The organism is Gordonia sp. C13 (assembly GCF_023218005.1).
In the GTDB taxonomy this organism is placed as follows: domain Bacteria; phylum Actinomycetota; class Actinomycetes; order Mycobacteriales; family Mycobacteriaceae; genus Gordonia; species Gordonia namibiensis.
The window spans coordinates 147,242-165,485 of sequence record NZ_JALPSY010000003.1; the positions used below are offsets into that span (position 1 = coordinate 147,242).

At 66.6% G+C, this 18,244-nt stretch carries 20 protein-coding genes; 13 read left to right on the plus strand and 7 right to left on the minus strand.

Annotated elements, in window-relative coordinates; genetic code table 11:
• Positions 1-13: 13 nt before the first annotated feature.
• The 5 genes from M1L58_RS04420 to M1L58_RS04440 all read right to left on the minus strand — a co-directional run bounded on the left by M1L58_RS04420 (position 14) and on the right by M1L58_RS04440 (position 4,213).
• Entirely contained in the window at positions 14-649 is a 636-nt protein-coding gene (locus M1L58_RS04420; protein WP_248657964.1) for a DUF4178 domain-containing protein, read from the minus strand.
• A gap of 85 nt (positions 650-734) precedes the next feature.
• Positions 735-1,106 (minus strand): hydroxyphenylacetyl-CoA thioesterase PaaI, encoded by a 372-nt coding sequence (gene paaI / locus M1L58_RS04425; RefSeq protein WP_248658051.1) that lies wholly within the window; start codon positions 1,104-1,106, stop codon positions 735-737.
• A gap of 53 nt (positions 1,107-1,159) precedes the next feature.
• Positions 1,160-1,474: an EthD family reductase gene (locus tag M1L58_RS04430; protein WP_248657965.1), complete on the minus strand. Its 315-nt coding sequence runs from the start codon at positions 1,472-1,474 to the stop codon at positions 1,160-1,162.
• Positions 1,471-3,510: a phenylacetic acid degradation bifunctional protein PaaZ gene (gene paaZ / locus M1L58_RS04435; RefSeq protein ID WP_248657966.1), complete on the minus strand. Its 2,040-nt coding sequence runs from the start codon at positions 3,508-3,510 to the stop codon at positions 1,471-1,473. Before paaZ ends, M1L58_RS04430 begins: the two co-directional genes overlap by 4 nt.
• Positions 3,511-3,592: 82 nt before the next feature.
• Positions 3,593-4,213, minus strand: coding sequence for a TetR/AcrR family transcriptional regulator (locus M1L58_RS04440; RefSeq protein WP_248657967.1), 621 nt, complete (start codon positions 4,211-4,213; stop codon positions 3,593-3,595).
• A 103-nt stretch (positions 4,214-4,316) separates the two neighbouring features.
• On the opposite strand from M1L58_RS04440, the gene M1L58_RS04445 reads away from it, so the two are divergent.
• From M1L58_RS04445 to paaK, 9 genes are all read left to right on the plus strand, one after another.
• Complete coding sequence (locus M1L58_RS04445) at positions 4,317-5,048, plus strand: enoyl-CoA hydratase/isomerase family protein (RefSeq protein ID WP_248657968.1); 732 nt, start codon at positions 4,317-4,319, stop codon at positions 5,046-5,048.
• Positions 5,045-5,908 (plus strand): 3-hydroxyacyl-CoA dehydrogenase family protein, encoded by an 864-nt coding sequence (locus tag M1L58_RS04450; protein ID WP_282578320.1) that lies wholly within the window; start codon positions 5,045-5,047, stop codon positions 5,906-5,908. Before M1L58_RS04445 ends, M1L58_RS04450 begins: the two co-directional genes overlap by 4 nt.
• Positions 5,905-6,684 carry an enoyl-CoA hydratase/isomerase family protein gene (locus tag M1L58_RS04455; protein ID WP_248657969.1) on the plus strand — a complete coding sequence of 260 codons (780 nt, stop codon included), beginning with the start codon at positions 5,905-5,907 and terminating at the stop codon, positions 6,682-6,684. The genes M1L58_RS04450 and M1L58_RS04455 overlap by 4 nt, the downstream gene beginning before the upstream one ends.
• 77 nt (positions 6,685-6,761) lie before the next feature.
• Positions 6,762-7,721: a 1,2-phenylacetyl-CoA epoxidase subunit PaaA gene (paaA, locus tag M1L58_RS04460; protein WP_248657970.1), complete on the plus strand. Its 960-nt coding sequence runs from the start codon at positions 6,762-6,764 to the stop codon at positions 7,719-7,721.
• Complete coding sequence (paaB, locus tag M1L58_RS04465) at positions 7,718-8,032, plus strand: 1,2-phenylacetyl-CoA epoxidase subunit PaaB (RefSeq protein ID WP_074851773.1); 315 nt, start codon at positions 7,718-7,720, stop codon at positions 8,030-8,032. The genes paaA and paaB overlap by 4 nt, the downstream gene beginning before the upstream one ends.
• A gap of 13 nt (positions 8,033-8,045) precedes the next feature.
• Complete coding sequence (paaC, locus tag M1L58_RS04470) at positions 8,046-8,963, plus strand: 1,2-phenylacetyl-CoA epoxidase subunit PaaC (protein WP_248657971.1); 918 nt, start codon at positions 8,046-8,048, stop codon at positions 8,961-8,963.
• A 2-nt stretch (positions 8,964-8,965) separates the two neighbouring features.
• Positions 8,966-9,505 carry a 1,2-phenylacetyl-CoA epoxidase subunit PaaD gene (gene paaD, locus M1L58_RS04475; protein WP_248657972.1) on the plus strand — a complete coding sequence of 180 codons (540 nt, stop codon included), beginning with the start codon at positions 8,966-8,968 and terminating at the stop codon, positions 9,503-9,505.
• A 1-nt stretch (position 9,506) separates the two neighbouring features.
• Entirely contained in the window at positions 9,507-10,601 is a 1,095-nt protein-coding gene (gene paaE, locus M1L58_RS04480) for a 1,2-phenylacetyl-CoA epoxidase subunit PaaE (protein WP_248657973.1), read from the plus strand.
• A gap of 19 nt (positions 10,602-10,620) precedes the next feature.
• Positions 10,621-11,937 carry a phenylacetate--CoA ligase PaaK gene (paaK, locus tag M1L58_RS04485; protein WP_248657974.1) on the plus strand — a complete coding sequence of 439 codons (1,317 nt, stop codon included), beginning with the start codon at positions 10,621-10,623 and terminating at the stop codon, positions 11,935-11,937.
• Positions 11,938-11,958: 21 nt separating this feature from the next.
• Here the strand turns inward: paaK and M1L58_RS04490 are convergent, their stop codons facing one another.
• Positions 11,959-12,879 carry a LysR family transcriptional regulator gene (locus M1L58_RS04490; protein ID WP_248657975.1) on the minus strand — a complete coding sequence of 307 codons (921 nt, stop codon included), beginning with the start codon at positions 12,877-12,879 and terminating at the stop codon, positions 11,959-11,961.
• 262 nt (positions 12,880-13,141) lie between these two features.
• On the opposite strand from M1L58_RS04490, the gene M1L58_RS04495 reads away from it, so the two are divergent.
• Together M1L58_RS04495 and M1L58_RS04500 are read left to right on the plus strand one after the other, a co-directional pair.
• The gene (locus tag M1L58_RS04495) at positions 13,142-13,918 is read left to right on the plus strand and encodes an SDR family NAD(P)-dependent oxidoreductase (RefSeq protein ID WP_248657976.1); all 777 of its coding nucleotides are present in this window, start codon (positions 13,142-13,144) and stop codon (positions 13,916-13,918) included.
• A 16-nt stretch (positions 13,919-13,934) separates the two neighbouring features.
• Positions 13,935-14,594: a hypothetical protein gene (locus M1L58_RS04500; RefSeq protein WP_248657977.1), complete on the plus strand. Its 660-nt coding sequence runs from the start codon at positions 13,935-13,937 to the stop codon at positions 14,592-14,594.
• 86 nt (positions 14,595-14,680) lie between these two features.
• Here the strand turns inward: M1L58_RS04500 and M1L58_RS04505 are convergent, their stop codons facing one another.
• Positions 14,681-15,577 carry a TIGR03621 family F420-dependent LLM class oxidoreductase gene (locus tag M1L58_RS04505; protein ID WP_248657978.1) on the minus strand — a complete coding sequence of 299 codons (897 nt, stop codon included), beginning with the start codon at positions 15,575-15,577 and terminating at the stop codon, positions 14,681-14,683.
• 236 nt (positions 15,578-15,813) lie between these two features.
• On the opposite strand from M1L58_RS04505, the gene groL reads away from it, so the two are divergent.
• Both groL and M1L58_RS04515 read left to right on the plus strand, forming a co-directional pair.
• Positions 15,814-17,439, plus strand: a complete 1,626-nt coding sequence (gene groL, locus M1L58_RS04510) for a chaperonin GroEL (protein ID WP_006867295.1) — start codon at positions 15,814-15,816, stop codon at positions 17,437-17,439.
• 133 nt (positions 17,440-17,572) lie between these two features.
• A complete protein-coding gene (locus M1L58_RS04515) occupies positions 17,573-18,217 on the plus strand; it encodes a DsbA family oxidoreductase (protein WP_248657979.1) in 645 nt (214 codons plus the stop codon).
• Positions 18,218-18,244 lie beyond the last annotated feature (27 nt).

Genomic DNA, 18,244 nt, shown 5'->3' on the forward strand with positions numbered 1-18,244 from the left:
AGTCCTTCGTCGCTCAGATGTTCTGGTCGGAGGGGTTGCTGGGGAAGATGCGGTAATCGGTCCGGCCGAGGAGCTCGCCGCGCGCGCATTCCCAGCCGCTGCCGTAGTCCTCGAAGGACAACCGATCCTCACCCGCCTGATAGTCGTGGTAGGCCATCCGGCCCGACGCCGCGACGCCGGTCGTGCCGGCCGAGGTGAACCGGGCACTGCCGGCCTCCTCGGAGTGATACCGACGGCCGTCGACCTCGACCGACCCGGGGCCGGGCTCGACCACGACGCCGGACAGTTCATGCCACAGCACGACCTCCAGGTCGGGGTCGTCCTCGACCGAGATCCACGCCTTGTTTCCGACTCCGGTGTCGAGGAAGTTTTCGGTCCAGGTGTAGCCGTCCTGGGTCAGCCGCACGGTGCCGCGCACCGCGTAGGTCTCGCCGCGCAGCTCGACGAGGTCGCCGGGCTTCAGTTGACGGGGGTCGCCGTAGACGGAGTCGTCGTCGGCGGAGGAGAACGGATCTCCGGGCCGGTAGGTGCGGTTGCGCAGGGCGTCCGCCTCGGCCTGCCGGGCCTTGCGGTTGCCCAGGAAGTTGAAGATGACGACCACCGCGATGATCGCGAGCAGTGCCACGACGATGATCAGCAGGAACTCCACACCGCAGACCCTAGTCGACAGAGTGGCCTCGGGAGGCTACTCGTCGGCGCTGTGGATGACGTCGGTGATGCGCGGAGGCACGCCGTCAGGGCCGCCCGATGGTGCGGCTGTCCCCGCGGAACTCGGCGACCACCTCGTCGCCGACGCGCACCGTGACGTCGTAGATCCCGTTCCGGCCGAAGCGTGCGCGTTCGACCGCTGACGCGGTCAGCCGGTCGCCCTGGTGAGTGGGGCGCAGGTAGCGGATGTCGGCGCGTGCGGCGACGGCTGCGGCGTCGTGGCTGTTGCAGGCCAACGCGAAGGTGGTGTCAGCCAGAAGGAAGACGTAACCGCCGTGTGTGATGCCGTGGCCGTTGACCATGTGCTCGGTGACCGTCATGGTGGCGCGCGCGAGGCCGTCGTCGAGTTCGAGCAACTCGATGCCGAGTGCGCTGGACGCGAGATCGGCATCGAACATGCTGCGGGCGATCTGGTGTCGGCGGGAATCGTCGTGCACGGCGGTCACGCGACTCACGGACCGACAGTCTCTTCGGTGTGGATGAACATCGACACCGGTTTGGTCGCGAAGTTGCGGACGTCCTTGCCCGCCGCGGCCATCTCCGGGGACGCGAGTCCTGCCCGAAGCGCGGCGTCGTCGTCGAAATACAGACTGGCGATGGCATAGTAGGGCGGGGCGGTGCCGTCCATAGACGTCACCTTGCCCCAGGTGAACTCGCGCAGTCCCGGCACTCGACTCGCAAGCGGGATGTGTACGCGCCTGTAGTACTCGTCGAAGGCCTCGGTGTCGGTGGGCTGTCCGTAACAGACGGCGACGCGCACGCTCATTGCTGTGCCTCCTTCGCGACGAGGGTCAGGACGTCGTAGGTGGCGACGACGTCGTCGTTCTGGTTGGTCACCACCGCATCCCAGCGCACCTCGCCGTAATCGGCGCTCTGGCGTGGGGTCAGCTGCTTGGCGGTGAGAGTGACGGTGAGGCTGTCGTCGGCCTTGACCGGGGTGAGGAACCGGAGAGTGTCGACGCCGAAATTGGCCAGCACAGGACCGGGGTTCGGTTCGACGAACAGGCCCGCGGCCAGCGACACCACCAGATAGCCGTGCGCGACGATGCCGCCGAACAGGGGATTCGCCGCAGCCGCCTCCGCGTCGGTGTGCGCATAGAACGTGTCGCCGGTGAACTCGGCGAAATGGTCGATGTCGGCGAGCGTCACCTGTCGTGGACCGCCGACGATGGTGTCCCCGATACGCAACTCCGCCAAGTTCTTCCGGAAGGGATGAACGTCGCCGAGGTGGCGTCGCGACCCGGGGACCCAGCTGTTGCCGACCGCGGTGAGTACATCGGGTGTGCCCTGGACGGCCGTGCGCTGCATGTAATGCAGCACACCGCGGATGCCGCCGAGTTCCTCGCCGCCGCCGGCACGGCCGGGGCCGCCGTGCACCAGGACCGGCAGCGGCGACCCGTGTCCGGTCGACTCGCGGGCGTCCTCGCTGTTCAGGACCAGTACGCGCCCGTGGTACGGCGCAAGACCCAGGACGATCTCCCGGGCCACGCCGGTGTCCTTGGTGACCAGCGAGGCCACGAGGCTGCCCTGACCGCGGGCGGCCAGTGCGACGGCGTCGGCGGTGTCGGTGTAGCCGATGACGGTCGAGACTGGGCCGAACGCCTCGATGTCGTGGGGTTCGGTGGCGTCGTTGTCATTGGCGCGCAGCAGTATCGGGGACATGAAAGCGCCGGATTCGGTGCCGGTGCCCACCGCGTCGACGTGTTCGGGGTCGCCGAAGACGATCTCGGCGGATTTGGTGAGGCCCCGAACGGAGGTGCGGACCTCCTCGCGCTGCTCGAGACTCGCCAGGGCGCCCATCGTGACCCCATCGGCACGGGGGTCTCCGACCACCACCTTCGCCAATCGTGCACTGGTGGCTTCGATGACGGCATCCACCCGGTCGGCCGGGACGAGGGCCCGACGGATCGCGGTACACTTCTGGCCGGCCTTCACGGTCATCTCGGTGACGAGTTGCTTGACGAACAGGTCGAACTCCGGACCATCAACGGCGACATCGGGTCCCAGGATCGACGCGTTGAGCGAGTCGGCCTCGGCGGTGAAATGGGTACCGGCGGCGACGATGCCCGGATGCGACCGCAGCAGTGCCGCGGTCGCGGCCGAGCCGGTGAACGCCACCGAATCCTGTCCGTCGAGATGGTCGAGCAGATCGTCCGTGCTGCCGCAGATCAGCTGGATCGATCCCTCGGGCAGCAGGCAGCTCTCGATGATCCGCCGGACGACGAGCTCGGTGAGGTAGGCGGTCTGACTGGCAGGCTTGATGATCGAGGGGACACCCGCGATGAAGGCGGGTGCGAGTTTCTCCAGGAAACCCCAGACCGGGAAGTTGAAGGCATTGATCTGCACGGCCACCCCGTGGCGCGGGGTGTAGATGTGCCGGCCGAGGAAGGTGCCCTTCTTGCCGAGCTGCTCCACACCGCCGTCGAGATAGACGGTGTCGTTGGGCAATTCGCGACGAGCTTTGCTCGCGTAGCTGAGCACGGTGCCGATGCCGCCGTCGATGTCGACAGCCGAATCCCGTGTCGTCGCACCGGTGGAAGTCGAGAGTTCGTAGAACTCCTCTTTGCCCGCCATCAGTGTGAGCCCGAGCTGTTTGAGCAGCCCCGCACGCTCATGGAAGGTCAGGGCGCGCAATGCGGGCCCGCCGACCGCCCGGGCGTGGGCGACCATGCCCGCCACATCCAGACCCGATGACGAGATGCGTGCGACATCGCTGCCGTCCACCGCGCTCGTCACCACCGATCCCGCGTCGTCAGCGGTGAACCATCGTCCTTGTGTGTAGCTCTCGAGCAGTCTGGTCACATCAACTCCATCCACCGTACGTTCGGTCGGTAATTACCATCGCTGCGAGGGTGGGGAGTTGTCAAGAGCGGGTGGCTGGGCGTCAGCTACGACGCAGGCCGTCGAAGGTCAGGGCGACGACGGCGTCGCCGAGGTCGGGGGCCGAACCGCCGGTCCGGGGGCGGTACCACTCGATGAGCGAGTTCACGGTGCCGAAGAGCAGGCGCGCGACCAGTGCGGGGTCGATCTCGGGGTTGAGATCGCCTTCGTCGGCGGCCGCGGTGACGAGCTCGGAGACGAACGTGTCGAACTCGCGCCGACGGGCCATCGCGCGGCGTTCGACCGCGGAATTGCCGCGGACCCGCAACAGCAGGGTGACGTACGGGAGCTCGGCCACCAGGATGTCGACACTGCGCCTGACCAGGTATTCCAGTCTGTCGATGTAGCGGCCCTCGGTCGCCTGCGCCTCGACGGTGACGGCGAACAGTGCGTTGAGGGCGCGGTTCAGTGCCAGCTCGAGTAGCTCTTCCTTGCCCGCCACGTGGTGGTAGATCGACGACTTGCTGATGCCGAGGCGCTCGGCGAGGGCGTCCATGCTGGTGCCGTCGTAGCCCTTGTCGTTGAACACCTTGACCGCGACCGCGAGGAGTGAGTCGAGGTCGTACCCGGGTCGGCCCGGCCGACCGGTTCTGCGGGGTGCTCGAGTGCTGGCCATGTCCAACATCTTGTCATCTCCTCCCGCATGCATCGGCCAACCGGCAGGCGACCGGGTATTGATTACCGACCGAAAGGTTGGTTACTGTGACCCCATCCAGTGAGGAGTCCACATGTCCGACGCGCAGACCGTCGAGGTCGAGGAGCGCGATGACCGGTTCGTCATCACGCTGAACCGGCCCGCCCGACGCAACGCCATCAACGCCGCGATGATCGCCGAACTGCACGACGCGTGCGCCCGGATCGAGCGTGATCCCAAGCCGGTCGTGCTGGTGGGTCGCGGTGACGATTTCGCCGGCGGCGCCGACATCGCCGAACTCCGCGACCGTCGCCGCGAGGACGCGCTGGCCGGTATCAACCGGTCGCTGTTCGACCGCGTCGCATCGCTGCCGCTGCCGACGGTTGCCGCGGTGAGCGGCTATGCCCTCGGCGGGGGCGCTGAGTTGTCCTATGCGTGCGACATCCGGATCGCCACCCCGACCGCGGTGTTCGGCAACCCCGAACCCGGGCTCGGCATCCTCGCCGCCGCGGGGGCGAGCTACCGATTGCCCTCGCTGGTCGGCACGTCGGTGGCCAAGCAGGTGTTGCTCGGTGGGCGCAGTCTCGACGCGGAGGCCGCTCAGCAGGCGGGCCTGGTTCTGGAGGTCGTCGACGACCACGTGTCCGCCGCGCACCGGGTCGTCGACCGGATCGTGCGGCAGTCGCCGCTGGCTCTGAGGCTGACCAAGACCATTCTCGTTGCGCCGGGGGCGCATTCATGGGCCGACGACATCGCGCAGGCAGTGCTTTTCGAGACCGAGGACAAGCAGGAGCGGATGACCGCGTTCCTGGAGAGGAAACGTTGACCGGAATTCCCGTACGAGTCGGGGTGGTGGGTGGCGGCCGGATGGGTGCCGGCATCGCGCAGGTGTTCGCGACGCTCGGATCGATGGTGACCATCGTCGAGACCGCCGACCGGCAGGCCGCACTCGACCGCGTCGTCACCGGACTGCGTCGTGCCGACGAGCGCGGCAAGCTCGACGGTCGAGAAGTCGACGAGGTGGCGGGCCGGGTGTCGGCGGTCGCCGCGGTTCACGATCTGCCCACCGACACCGATCTCGTGGTGGAGGCGGTGCCAGAGGTTCCGGCTCTCAAGGTCGATGTCCTGACGGCCGTAGAGGATTCGGTGGGGGCGCGCACGGTCATCGCCTCCAACACCAGTTCCATCTCCATCGCCGAACTGGGCGCCGCGCTCACCGATCCGAGGCGCTTCATCGGTATGCACTTCTTCAACCCCGTGCCGGCCTCGTCCCTGGTGGAGATCGTCCGGACGCCGTCGACCTCGGCTTCTGTCGTGGACGTGGTCGGCGGGTGGGTGTCCATGCTCGGGAAATCCGAGGTCCTGGTGAATGATTCGCCCGGCTTTGCCACGAGTCGACTGGGGGTGTGCCTGGGGCTCGAGGCGATTCGGATGCTGGAAGACGGCGTCGCCGACGCGGAGTCGATCGACCGCGCGATGGAACTGGGATATCGACATCCGATGGGTCCGCTGCGTTCCACCGATCTCGTCGGACTCGACGTGCGTCTGGCCATCGCCGAACACCTCGAAAGCACGCTGGGCGAGCGCTTCTCACCGCCGCAGCTGTTACGTGACAAAGTCGCTCGCGGTGACCTCGGACGCAAGTCCGGCCGCGGGTTCCACGAGTGGGAAGGCTCGACATCATGACCGTGACCATCGACATCGCGGACGGGCTGGCCATCCTCACCCTGGCCCGTGCACAGGCGCACAACGCATTGGATGCGGCGACGAAGGTCGCGTTCCTGGAAGCGGTGACCACCGCCGCTGCGGACCCGTCCGTCCGTGCGGTGCTCCTCACTGCGGAGGGTAAAAACTTCTGTGTCGGACAGGATCTTGCCGAACACGTCACCGCACTCGAGTCCGACCCGTCCACCGCGATGAACACGGTGGCCGAGCACTACAACCCGCTCGTTCGTGCCCTGGCGGCGCTGCGGGTGCCCGTCGTGTCCGCCGTCCCCGGTGCGTGCGTGGGCGCGGGCTGGGGTCTGGTGCTGGCCACCGACATCCGGATCGCCGGTCGCAAGACCTCGTTCGCGACGGCCTTCAGCGGTATAGCCCTCGCGAGCGACTCGGGTCTCAGTTACTCGCTGGTGCAGCGCCTCGGTGCCGACCGCGCCCGTGCTCTGCTGCTTCTCGGCGAGAAGGTCGGTGCGCAACAGGCGTTGGACTGGGGTCTGGTCCACCGGGTCGTCGACGACGAGGATGTCGTCGATGTTGCTCGGGAGACCGCCCGTGCGCTGTCGGAGGGGCCGACCGCGGCCTACCGCGAGATCAAATCCCTTGTCGCCGCGTCGGCCGACGGCCTCGACGCCGCACTCGATCGCGAACTCCATGCGCAGGTCAGGCTGGGTGCCGGCGTCGACCATCGGGCCGCGGTGTCAGCGTTCCTCGCCAAGGAGGAGCCGGTCTTCGTCGGTTCCTGACGCCGGCGCGGTTGTGCTCCGGCTCACTGTCGTACATACTATTACCAACCGAACAGTCGGTTTCGAAAGTAGGGTGAATGTCCACGTCAAATGCCATAACGGCCGACGCTTCTGCTCTCGATGACGAGTTTGCCAGGACGATTGCCGACGACCTGCGGATCGAACCACGGGACTGGATGCCCGACGGCTACCGCAAGACGCTGGTCCGCCAGATCGCCCAGCATGCGCATTCGGAGATCATCGGCATGCAGCCCGAGGGCAACTGGCTGACCCGCGCACCGTCGTTGCGGCGTAAGGCGATCCTCATGGCGAAGGTGCAGGACGAGGCCGGCCACGGCCTCTACCTGTACTCGGCTGCGGAGACGCTGGGCGTCGAGCGGGCCGAGCTCACCGAGAAGCTGATCGAGGGCAAGCAGAAGTACTCGTCGATCTTCAACTATCCGACCCTGACCTACGCCGACGTCGGCACCATCGGTTGGTTGGTCGACGGTGCCGCCATCTGCAACCAGGTCCCGTTGTGCCGCAGCTCCTTCGGTCCGTACGCGCGAGCCATGATCCGGGTGTGCAAGGAGGAGTCCTTCCACCAGCGGCAGGGCTACGAACTGCTGTCGACGATGATGCGCGGGACCGATGCGCAGCGCGCGATGGTCCAGGAGTCTGTCGATCGTTGGTGGTGGCCGGCACTGATGATGTTCGGCCCGCCCGACGACCAGTCGCCCAACACCGAGCAGTCGATGAAGTGGCGGATCAAGCGACACACGAATGACGAACTGCGCCAGCGTTTTGTCGACATGAGTGTGCCGCAGGCCAAGGCGCTCGGTGTCACCTTCCCCGACCCGGACCTCATCTGGAATCCCGACCGCGGGGCCCACGACTTCGGCGAACCGGACTGGAGCGAGTTCACCGAGGTCATCAAGGGCAACGGCGCGGCGAACGCCGAGCGCATCGCCAATCGCCGTGCCGCACACGAGAACGGCGCATGGGTGCGCGAGGCCGCCACGGCCTTCGCTGCACGCGGACAGGAGAGCGCACGGTGAACGACCACACGTCAACCAGCAACACGGTGAAAGCGGACTGGCCGCTGTACGAGGTGTTCCTGCGCGGCAAGCGCGGACTGAACCACGTGCATGTCGGCTCGCTCCACGCCGCCGACGACGAGATGGCGTTGCGGCATGCACGCGATGTCTATACCCGGCGCAATGAGGGAGTGAGTATCTGGGTGGTGGCCTCGACCGCGGTGGTCGCGTCGAGCCCGTCGGAGAAGGATCCGTTCTTTGCCCCGAGCGGCGACAAGGTCTACCGTCATCCGACGTTCTACGAGATCCCCGACAACGTCCCCCACATGTGAGGTCGCAGGACAGATGACAGATCACGACAACGCTTACGACGGTCTCGTCGACGAGGACTCGCACGGGCAGTGGGCGTTCGGCACCAGCTTCGCCGACCCGCTTGCCGGCGTCGACACCACGGTCCCCGCCGACATCGACCCGAGTGCACTCGCGGAGTACTGCCTGATGCTCGGTGACGACGCACTGATCAGCTCGCAGCGACTGGCGCAATGGGCCGCTCGCGCACCCGAACTCGAAGAAGAAGTCGCGCTGGCCAACATCGGCCTCGACCTCCTCGGCGAGGCCCGGCTGCTGCTCGCACGGGCCGCAGCCGCCGACGCCGCGGTGGTTCCGGTCATCTCCGAGACCTCGCCGGCGCCCGCCGAGGATGCGCTCGCCTTCTTCCGCGACGAAGCGGCCTTCCGCAACGTCCGCCTGGTCGAACTGGACAACGGTGACTTCGCGGTGTCGATCGTCCGGCTACTGGTGTTCACCACCTGGCGGCTGGCGATCTTCGACCGGCTGCGCACCTCTCGCGATCCGGTGCTCGCGGCCGTAGCCCATAAGGGTGTCAAAGAGCTGACGTACCACCGCGACTACGCGGCGCGCTGGACGGTCACACTCGGGTGCGGCACCGCCGAGTCGCGGCGACGCGTCTGGGAGGCGCTCGTGCGGGTGTGGCCTTACGTCGAAGAACTGTTCCGCCCGACCGGCGAAGAGATCGTCCTCGCCGCAGCCGGGGTGGGCGTGGACCCGCGGACCGTCCGCGACGAGTTCGACGCGGTCATCGATCAAGTCCTGCACGCCGCCGAACTCGATCGCCCCGCGGGCGGGTCCGCCGGCACCGTGGGGGGACGTGAAGGCCGGCGCGGCCTGCACACCGAGGCGATGGGCCTGCTGCTGACCGAGATGCAGAGCGTCGCCCGCGCACATCCCGAAGGTGTGTGGTGAGCATGTCCCGAACACTGAGCATGGCCGGAACACTGAGCGGGACCAGCCAACAGACCGCGCGGGAACTCGCCGCATCGGTCACCGACCCCGAGATGCCGATGCTGACTCTCGCGGACCTCGGCGTCCTGCGCGGCGTAGAGGTCGACGACGACGGTTCGGTGGTCGTGACGATCACCCCGACCTACTCGGGGTGTCCCGCGATCGCGACCATGCGCGACGACATCGAGTACACCCTTGCACAGCAGGGCTTCTCACGCGTCGTGGTGCGCACACAGTTGCAGCCGGCGTGGTCCACGGACTGGATCTCGGCGCACGGCCGGCAGAAACTCGCCGACAGCGGATACTCGGTTCCCGGCGCGGTCGCCTCGCGTCCGAGCGGACCGATCCCGCTCACCCTCACCGCACGCCCACGGACCCTGTCGTGTCCCCGATGTGGTTCCGCCGACACCCAACTCGTCTCCGAGTTCGGCGCGACCCTGTGCAAAGCGCACTACCGCTGCCGCGGTTGCCTCGAGCCCTTCGATCATGTGAAAGAGATCTGACATGACCATCACCGCCGAGGCGATCGACGCACCATCGCGTACCAGGTCGTTCCACACGCTGACCGTAGCCGACGTCGAGAAGCTCTGCGACGATGCGGTCGCCGTCCGCTTCGACGTCCCCGCCGACCTGGCCGCGGACTACGACTTCCGTCCGGGACAGTCGCTGACGTTGCGGCGTTTCATCGACGGCGTCGAGCATCGCCGTTCCTACTCGATCTGTGCGCCCGCCGGGAACTCACCGCGGGTTGGAGTCCGCGAGGTCGCTGACGGACTCTTCTCCACCTGGCTGGTGCGCGACGTGCACCCCGGCGACCGCATCGACGTCGCGCCGCCGGCCGGGGCGTTCGTGGCCGACCCCTCGGCCGGCGGCCGGCATGTGCTCATCGCCGCGGGTTCGGGGATCACACCGATGCTGTCGATCGCCTCGTCGGTCCTGGAAAACCCGGACGCGCAGGTGATCCTGCTCTACGGCAACCGGCGGTCGCGGTCGGTGATGTTCGCCGAGGAGATCGCCGACCTGAAAGACCGGTTCGGCGCACGATTCGACGTCATCCATGTGCTGTCCCGCGAACCGCGTGAGGTGGAACTGTTCAGCGGCAGGCTCGATGCGGGTCGGCTGCGAACGATCCTGGACACACTCGTCCCGACTCCCGACATCGACCACTTCTGGCTGTGCGGTCCCTACGGGATGGTGACCGACGCCCGAGAGGTGCTGAGCGGCATGGATATTGCTGGGGAGCAGGTCCACTTCGAACTGTTCTACGTCGACGATGTGCCGCCACCGCAGGAAAAGCATCGCGAGCCGGGTGTGACCGAGCCGAGCAGCGACGTCACCATCGTCCTCGACGGCCGGTCGGTCAGCGGCCGCCTGCCGCGCGACGAGTCGATCCTCGACGCGGGTGAACAGTTGCGCTCGGATCTCCCGTTCGCCTGCAAGGGCGGAGTGTGCGGCACGTGCCGGGCCAAGGTGACCGTCGGCGAGGTCGACATGCGCCGCAACTATGCTCTCGAAAACTCAGAGGTGGCAGACGGATTCGTCCTCACCTGCCAGACTTTCCCTGTCGGCAACACCGTCACTGTCGACTTCGACGCCTGACACGATCCTGGAGTACGACATGACCAGCACCCTTTCCCGACCCACCGCCGGCAGCCCCGAGTCGAACCTGGAGTTCGCCACTCGTGACCAGATCGCGGCAACCCAACTTGCGCGGCTGAAGTGGTCGCTGCGGCACGCATATGACAACGTCCCGCATTACCGCGCGGCGTTCGACGCACGAGGTGTACACCCCGACGACCTCCAGGAACTGTCCGACCTGCGACTGTTCCCGTTCACCGCGAAAAACGATCTGCGGGAGAACTATCCGCTCGGCATGCTTGCGGTACCGCAGGATCAGGTATCGCGGATCCACGCGTCATCGGGTACCACCGGACGGCCGACGGTGGTCGGATACACCGCCCGCGACCTGGACACCTGGGCGGACCTGGTGGCCCGCAGCCTGCGTGCGGGTGGTGTGCGGCCTGGTGACAAGGTGCACGTCGCCTACGGGTATGGCCTGTTCACCGGCGGTCTCGGGGCCCACTATGGAGCAGAACGTCTGGGCTGCACGGTGATCCCCATGTCGGGAGGCATGACCGAACGACAGATTCAGCTGATCGAGGACTTCCGGCCGGACGCGATCATGGTGACGCCGTCGTACATGCTGACCATCGTCGACGCGATGCTCGCAAAGGGGATCGACCCGACCACGACCTCGCTGCGCACCGGAGTGTTCGGTGCCGAGCCGTGGACCGAGCAGATGCGGCGTGAGCTCGAGCAGCAGCTCGGGATGGACGCGGTCGACATCTATGGCCTCTCGGAGGTCATGGGGCCCGGGGTCGCGCAGGAATGTGTGGAAACCAAAGACGGACTGCATATCTGGGAGGATCACTTCTATCCGGAGATCATCGATCCGATGACCGGTGAGGTGCTTCCCGACGGGGAGGAGGGTGAGCTGGTGTTCACCTCGCTCACCAAGGAAGCCATGCCGATCATCCGATACCGCACGCGCGACCTGACCAGGCTGCTCCCCGGAACCGCGCGATCCATGCGCCGTATGCAGAAGGTGACCGGCCGGACCGACGACATGATCATCCTGCGCGGAGTGAATCTGTTCCCGACCCAGATAGAGGAGCTCATCCTGGGCGTTCCGACGCTGGCTCCGCAGTTCCAGTGTGTGCTGGAGCGGCCCGGACGCATGGACCAGATGACGGTGAAAGTCGAGTACCGCCACGATGTCTCCGGCGATCACCGCGGAGCGGCCGCCGCCCAACTGCAGTCGTTGATCAAGGACCGGATCGGCGTCAGCGTGGCGGTGGATGTCGTCGAATCCGGTGTCCTGTTCCGTTCGACGGGCAAGGCCAAGCGACTCGTGGACAACCGGCCCAAGGCCTGACCGAATCCGACGCGAGAAGAGTCACGAACGCCCTGCGGGCGTTCGTGACTCTTCTGTGCGTGCCGATGCCGCGACAACTCTACGCAACTCGGCGATGACAGTCGACGTATCGGAGTTGCGGGTGCAGAGGGACAACGGGCATGAGGGCACGTCGTCGACCGGGACGAAGGCCACGCCGGGGTTCCGGTAGCTTTGCGCCACGAACTGGCCCGTGATGGACACTGCCTGCCCGGCTGCCACCACCTCCAGCAGTTCGTCCATCGTGCGGACCGACGGCCCGTAGCGCACCGCTGCGCCACTCGGCCGTGGATCGCAGGCCCACCAGCGCACCCATACCGGATCGGCGTCGTCGTTGGTGACGTGGATCTCGTCGTCCAGATCTGCGAGGTGGACGACTGAATGATCGGCCAGCGCATGGGTTCTCGGTAGAGCCACGACTCTCCCCTCGTGGCGGATGACATCGAGTCGCAGGCCGGTGGAATCGGCGAAGGGCGGGCGTACCAGCGCGGCGTCGACCTGACCCTCACGCACCGCCGAGGTCTGATGCGACCACGGAAGTTCGACCATCTGCACCGTTACGTCGGGTACCCGTCGCCGTAACTCGTCGAGGATCTCGTGGGTACGGATTCCCGTCGACGCCGTCATGAACCCGATTCGCAAGGTATGGGCCAATTCTCGGCGGTAGCTGTTCACGGCGGCGACCGCCCGGTCGGCCGCCGAGACCGACTCCCTGGCCTCGGCGAGGAACCGTTCGCCGGCCGGGGTCGGACGGACGGGGCGTGCGGTCCGGTCGAGCAGCTCGGCACCGAGGGACCGTTCCAGCTTGCGGATCTGCTGACTCAACGACGGCGTGCTGATGTACAGGCGCTCTGCGGCGCGCCCGAAATGCCCTTCGTCGACGACGGCGATCAGGTAGCGCACCAGGTGCAGATTGAGGGTCACAGGGACAGACCCTACCAAGCGGGTGTGACGCAGGACACTATACGGCAAGCCTTCCACCTGCAGTGTTAGTCAAACGGCTAACGTCGGTGTGAGTATTTGTAATGGACGCCACCTTTGATGGGCGCAATGATTGACCTCACATCGGAGGTCTGATGGCCCCCCGCTGATCGCGGGTTCGGACATTCCGGTGTCGGAGATCATTCCGGCCGACTCGCCGCCCTCTTTCGCGGCGGCATTCTCACTCCTCGTACGACGGGAAATCATGTCCAATTCCTCAGCCCCCAAACGGTCTATCGTCACCGGAGCCGCATCCGGAATCGGATACGCGATCGCGGAGCGCCTCATCGCCGACGGAGGGTCGGTTGTCGCCTTCGATCTCGACTCCGGAGGTCTGGATGACGCGGCAAAACAGCTCGGCGACAACTACATTGCTCAACCGGGGAGTGTGACCGACGCGGACGACATCCAGGCGGCGGTCGCCCGTGCGGAGTCCGACCTCGGCGGCCTCGACAGTCTGTTCAACGTGGCCGGCGCGATCCGCCCTGGTCCGATCACCGACTTGGACGGAGAGACATGGGATTTCACCGTCGACATCGTGCTGCGCGGTGTGTTCCTCTGCACCAAGTACGCAGCGCAGAGCATGATCCGTGCCGGTGAAGGCGGATCGATCGTCGTCGTGTCATCGGTCAATGCCCACATCCCGCTGTACGGCGGAAGTGCATATGCCGCAGGCAAGGCCGGTGCAGACATGTTCGCCAAGAACGCGGCCCTCGAACTGGGGCGCCACGGAATCCGCGTCAACTCGGTCCTGCCCGGTCTCGTCGACACCCCGATGGCCGGCTTCATCCTCGAGAACGAGGGGATCATGGCCGAATTCGATGCCAACGCAGTCCTCAAGCGGCCGGCCAAGCCGTCGGAGCTCGCGGCCCCCGCGGTGTTCCTGGCTTCCGATGACGCCAGCTACATCACCGGCTCCAGCCTCGTCGTCGACGGCGGTTATGAGATCGGCAGCTACCCAGACCTCAGCAAGTACCTGTGAAGGAGAGATCACAACAATGAGTACAGCCCACGCTCCAGTTGCCACCCGTACGTCGTATGAGGAGGAGTTCGTCCACATGATGGACGATGTCGACGACCTCATCGACACCCTGGAGAATCCCAAGCACCGCAAGATCCTCATCAACTACCGCAGGCATGGACTGTTGGAGGTCTCCGGTCGGTACGAGGAACTGCTCGCGCCCAACATGACCGTCTCGCATCCGCACTACCGGCTCTTCGAAGGTGGGCAGGGGACGATTCTCGACGGGATGGACACGGTTCGTGCCTTCTATCAGCAGCTCGCTGCGATGGACATGCTCGTGATGTGGACGGGTAAGCAGAAGATGGCCGTGCACGACTGGGGCTTCGCCGGAGAGGCCGAGTTCAGCCAGTTCGTACCCGGTGCGTTGCTCGGCGACAACGTCTTCGATTCGGTGAACAGCGACCCGGGCGCGTCCTCGTCGTCACCGTACGACGCTGATTCGTTCTACCTCGTCCGCCGGACGCTCGCCTTCTTCTGGCCTTATGACGAGGACGGCAAGATGATCGGCGAGCACGTCTACGAGGACGCCGAGTCCAAGGTGGTCACCAGGGTCGGCAATGACGAGGTCATCACCGGCGCACGCGCCGCCGAACTGTTGGCTCCGATCATCGACAAGTACGGCGTGCCGCAGTGAGCGATTGAAAGGTCTGATTCGCTTCGGTCGACGAGCCGCCGCGGGGAGTCATCCCGTGGCGGCTCGTCGTGCGGGGCCCGCGGACATCAGCGGTTCACGCCGCGCAGGAGCCCGATCACCGGTGCGAACTGTTCGAGAACGGGTTCGAGGACCGTGATGTAGCTGATCCCGGTGCGCTCGCGGAGGTCGACGAGCTGGTCGGCGATGCCGGCGGAGGAGTCGATGAGGATCGAGGGCAGGTCGAGGAATTCCCGGGGACTCATCGGCAGGTCCCACTTCGCGATGTTCTCCTCGGCGACGCAAATCGGGTCGTCGGTGACCACGACGAGCTGCATCAGCAGATTCCATTCGATGTCGTCTGCCCGGGCGCCGGCCGCGGCGCGGGCGAAGGCGACCCGTTCGTCGAACTCGGCCGCCGGCAACGGTTCCAGATCGCCGTCACGTCCCGTCCGCGCCGCGGTGAACCCGACGATGTCGGCCTGCTCGGCGGCCATCCGGAGCACCCGGTCGCCGTTCCCGCCGAGGAGTAGCGGCACGCGCTCCTGGACGGGGCGCGGCGTGTGGCCGGGATCGTTCAGCAGCGACGTAACCCGGGTCACCGCCTCGGCCAGGTGATCGACGCGGCGGCCCGCCGGCCGGAATTCGATTCCGGCCGACTCGAACTCCTCTTTGACGTAGCCGGTGCCCAGTCCGAGCTCGACGCGACCGTCGGAGAGCTGGTCGACGGTCGCCACATCGCGGGCGAGCAGCGCCGGGTTGGTGAACGCCGCGTTGAGGACGAACGGGCCCACGCGGAGTCGTTCGGTCGCGGCGGCCGCCGTCGCGAGTGCAGGCCAGGGGCTCGGGATGCCGAGGTGGTCCGGGACCAGCAGGACGTCGAAGCCGAGCTGTTCGACGTGCCGCGCGCGCTCTTTCCAGGACGAGCTGGTGTCCACGGCGAGCATGTTGACCCCGAACCGGAACGGCCTGTTCGCGAGAGACATGTCCACAACCTAGCCAGGGGCTCGGCGGCCGGCCAGGTGGATGCGGTGGAGTCCGGGCCGGTGCGACCTTGCACTCGCCAGGGGCGAGTGCTAAAACGGACGTTGGCACTCGCGAGCTGTGAGTGCCAGGTCGGGACGGTGAGATCGGTACCGAATGACACACCGGTCGTCCGTCGCGGGCACCGAGTTCCGGCCATACGAACCTAGTGTCACCCCCTTCGGAGGATCACTTACCCATGGCCAAGCAAATCGCGTTCGACGAAGAGGCCCGTCGCGGCCTCGAGCGGGGCCTCAACAGCCTCGCCGACGCCGTCAAGGTGACGTTGGGACCCAAGGGTCGCAACGTCGTTCTGGAGAAGAAGTGGGGCGCCCCCACGATCACCAACGATGGTGTTTCCATCGCCAAGGAGATCGAGCTGGAGGATCCCTACGAGAAGATCGGCGCCGAGCTGGTCAAGGAAGTCGCCAAGAAGACCGACGATGTCGCGGGCGACGGAACCACCACCGCCACCGTCCTGGCACAGGCTCTCGTCCGTGAGGGTCTGCGCAACGTCGCTGCCGGCGCCAACCCGCTGGGTCTGAAGCGCGGCATCGAGAAGGCCGTCGAGGCTGTCACCGAGTCGCTGCTGAAGAGCGCCAAGGAGGTCGAGACCAAGGAGCAGATCGCTGCCACCGCGGGCATCTCGGCCGGTGACCCCTCGATCGGCGAGCTCATCGCCGAGGCGATGGACAAGGTCGGCAAGGAAGGCGTCATCACGGTCGAGGAGTCCAACACCTTCGGCCTGCAGCTCGAGCTCACCGAGGGCATGCGCTTCGACAAGGGCTACATCTCGGGGTACTTCGTCACCGACGCCGACCGTCAGGAAGCCGTCCTCGACGACCCGTACATCCTGCTCGTCTCGGGCAAGGTCTCGACCATCAAGGACCTGCTGCCGCTGCTGGAGAAGGTCATCCAGGCCGGCAAGCCGCTGCTGATCATCGCCGAGGACGTCGAGGGCGAAGCCCTCTCGACCCTGGTCGTCAACAAGCTCAAGGGCACCTTCAAGTCCGTCGCCGTCAAGGCTCCGGGCTTCGGTGACCGCCGCAAGGCCATGCTGGCCGACATCGCCATCCTCACCGGTGGCGAGGTCATCAGCGAAGAGGTCGGCCTGTCCCTCGAGGGCGCCGGCATCGAGCTCCTCGGTACCGCTCGCAAGGTCGTCGTCACCAAGGACGAGACCACCATCGTCGAGGGCGCGGGCGATCCCGACGCCATCGCCGGTCGCGTGGCCCAGATCCGTGGCGAGATCGAGAACAGCGACTCCGACTACGACCGTGAGAAGCTGCAGGAGCGCCTGGCCAAGCTGGCCGGCGGTGTTGCGGTCATCAAGGCGGGCGCGGCCACCGAGGTCGAGCTCAAGGAGCGCAAGCACCGCATCGAAGATGCCGTGCGCAACGCCAAGGCTGCCGTCGAAGAGGGCATCGTCGCCGGTGGTGGCGTGGCCCTGCTCCAGTCGGAGCCGGCCATCGACGCACTCTCGCTCGAGGGTGACGAGGCCACTGGCGCCAACATCGTCCGCGTCGCTCTCTCGGCTCCGGCCAAGCAGATCGCCGTCAACGCCGGCCTCGAGCCGGGCGTCGTCGCCGACAAGGTCCTGAACTCGCCCACCGGCACCGGCCTCAACGCCGCGACCGGTGAGTACGAGGACCTGCTGGCCGCCGGCATCAACGACCCGGTGAAGGTCACCCGCTCGGCGCTGCAGAACGCAGCCTCGATCGCGGCTCTGTTCCTCACCACCGAGGCCGTCGTCGCCGACAAGCCGGAGAAGAACGCCGCACCGGCCATGCCGGGCGCCGACGAGATGGGCGGCATGGGCTTCTGATCCAGAACCCCTAGCTCCACCAGCTCTACAGCACACGAACCGGCCCACTCCCTTGCGGAGTGGGCCGGTTTCGTCTGTCCGTGTTCGAGTCGTCGGCCGGAATGGCGCGCGACAGAAGGGGGTTGAAGACCACATGGCTTCTCCCATCACCGTCGACATCTGGTCCGACATCGCCTGCCCCTGGTGCTTCATCGGGAAGCGCCGCTTCGAGGCGGGTCTCGCCGAGTTCGCCGGACGTGACGACGTCGAGGTGACCTACCGCAGCTACGAACTCGCACCGGACACGCCGGTCGACTTCGAGGGCTCGGAGATCGACTTCCTGGTCCGGCACAAGGGAATGCCCGCCGCCCAGGTCGAGGGGATGCTCGAGCAGGTCCGCGGGATCGCGGCCGACCTCGGCCTCGACTACTACTTCGACAACCTCCGGCACACCAAGACCCTCAAGGCTCACGAGGCGCTGCACTTCGCGCGCGCCCACGGCAAGCAGCCGGAGTTGGCGGAACGGCTGTTCCAGGCGTACTTCGAGCAGGGGCGGCACGTCGGCAGGCCCGCCGATCTCGCCGACCTGGCCGCGGAGGTCGGGTTGGACCGCGACGCCGTGCTCGCGGCGCTCGAATCCGGCGACCATGCCGAGGCGGTCGCCGCCGACATCGACCAGGCGCGCACCTACGGGATCAGCGGCGTCCCGTTCTTCGTCTTCAACGGCAGATACGGCGTGTCCGGCGCGCAGCCCGCCGAGACCTTCACCCAGGTCCTGGAAAAGGTGCACGCCGACTGATCCTCGTGTGCGAACTGCCGGGTTTGG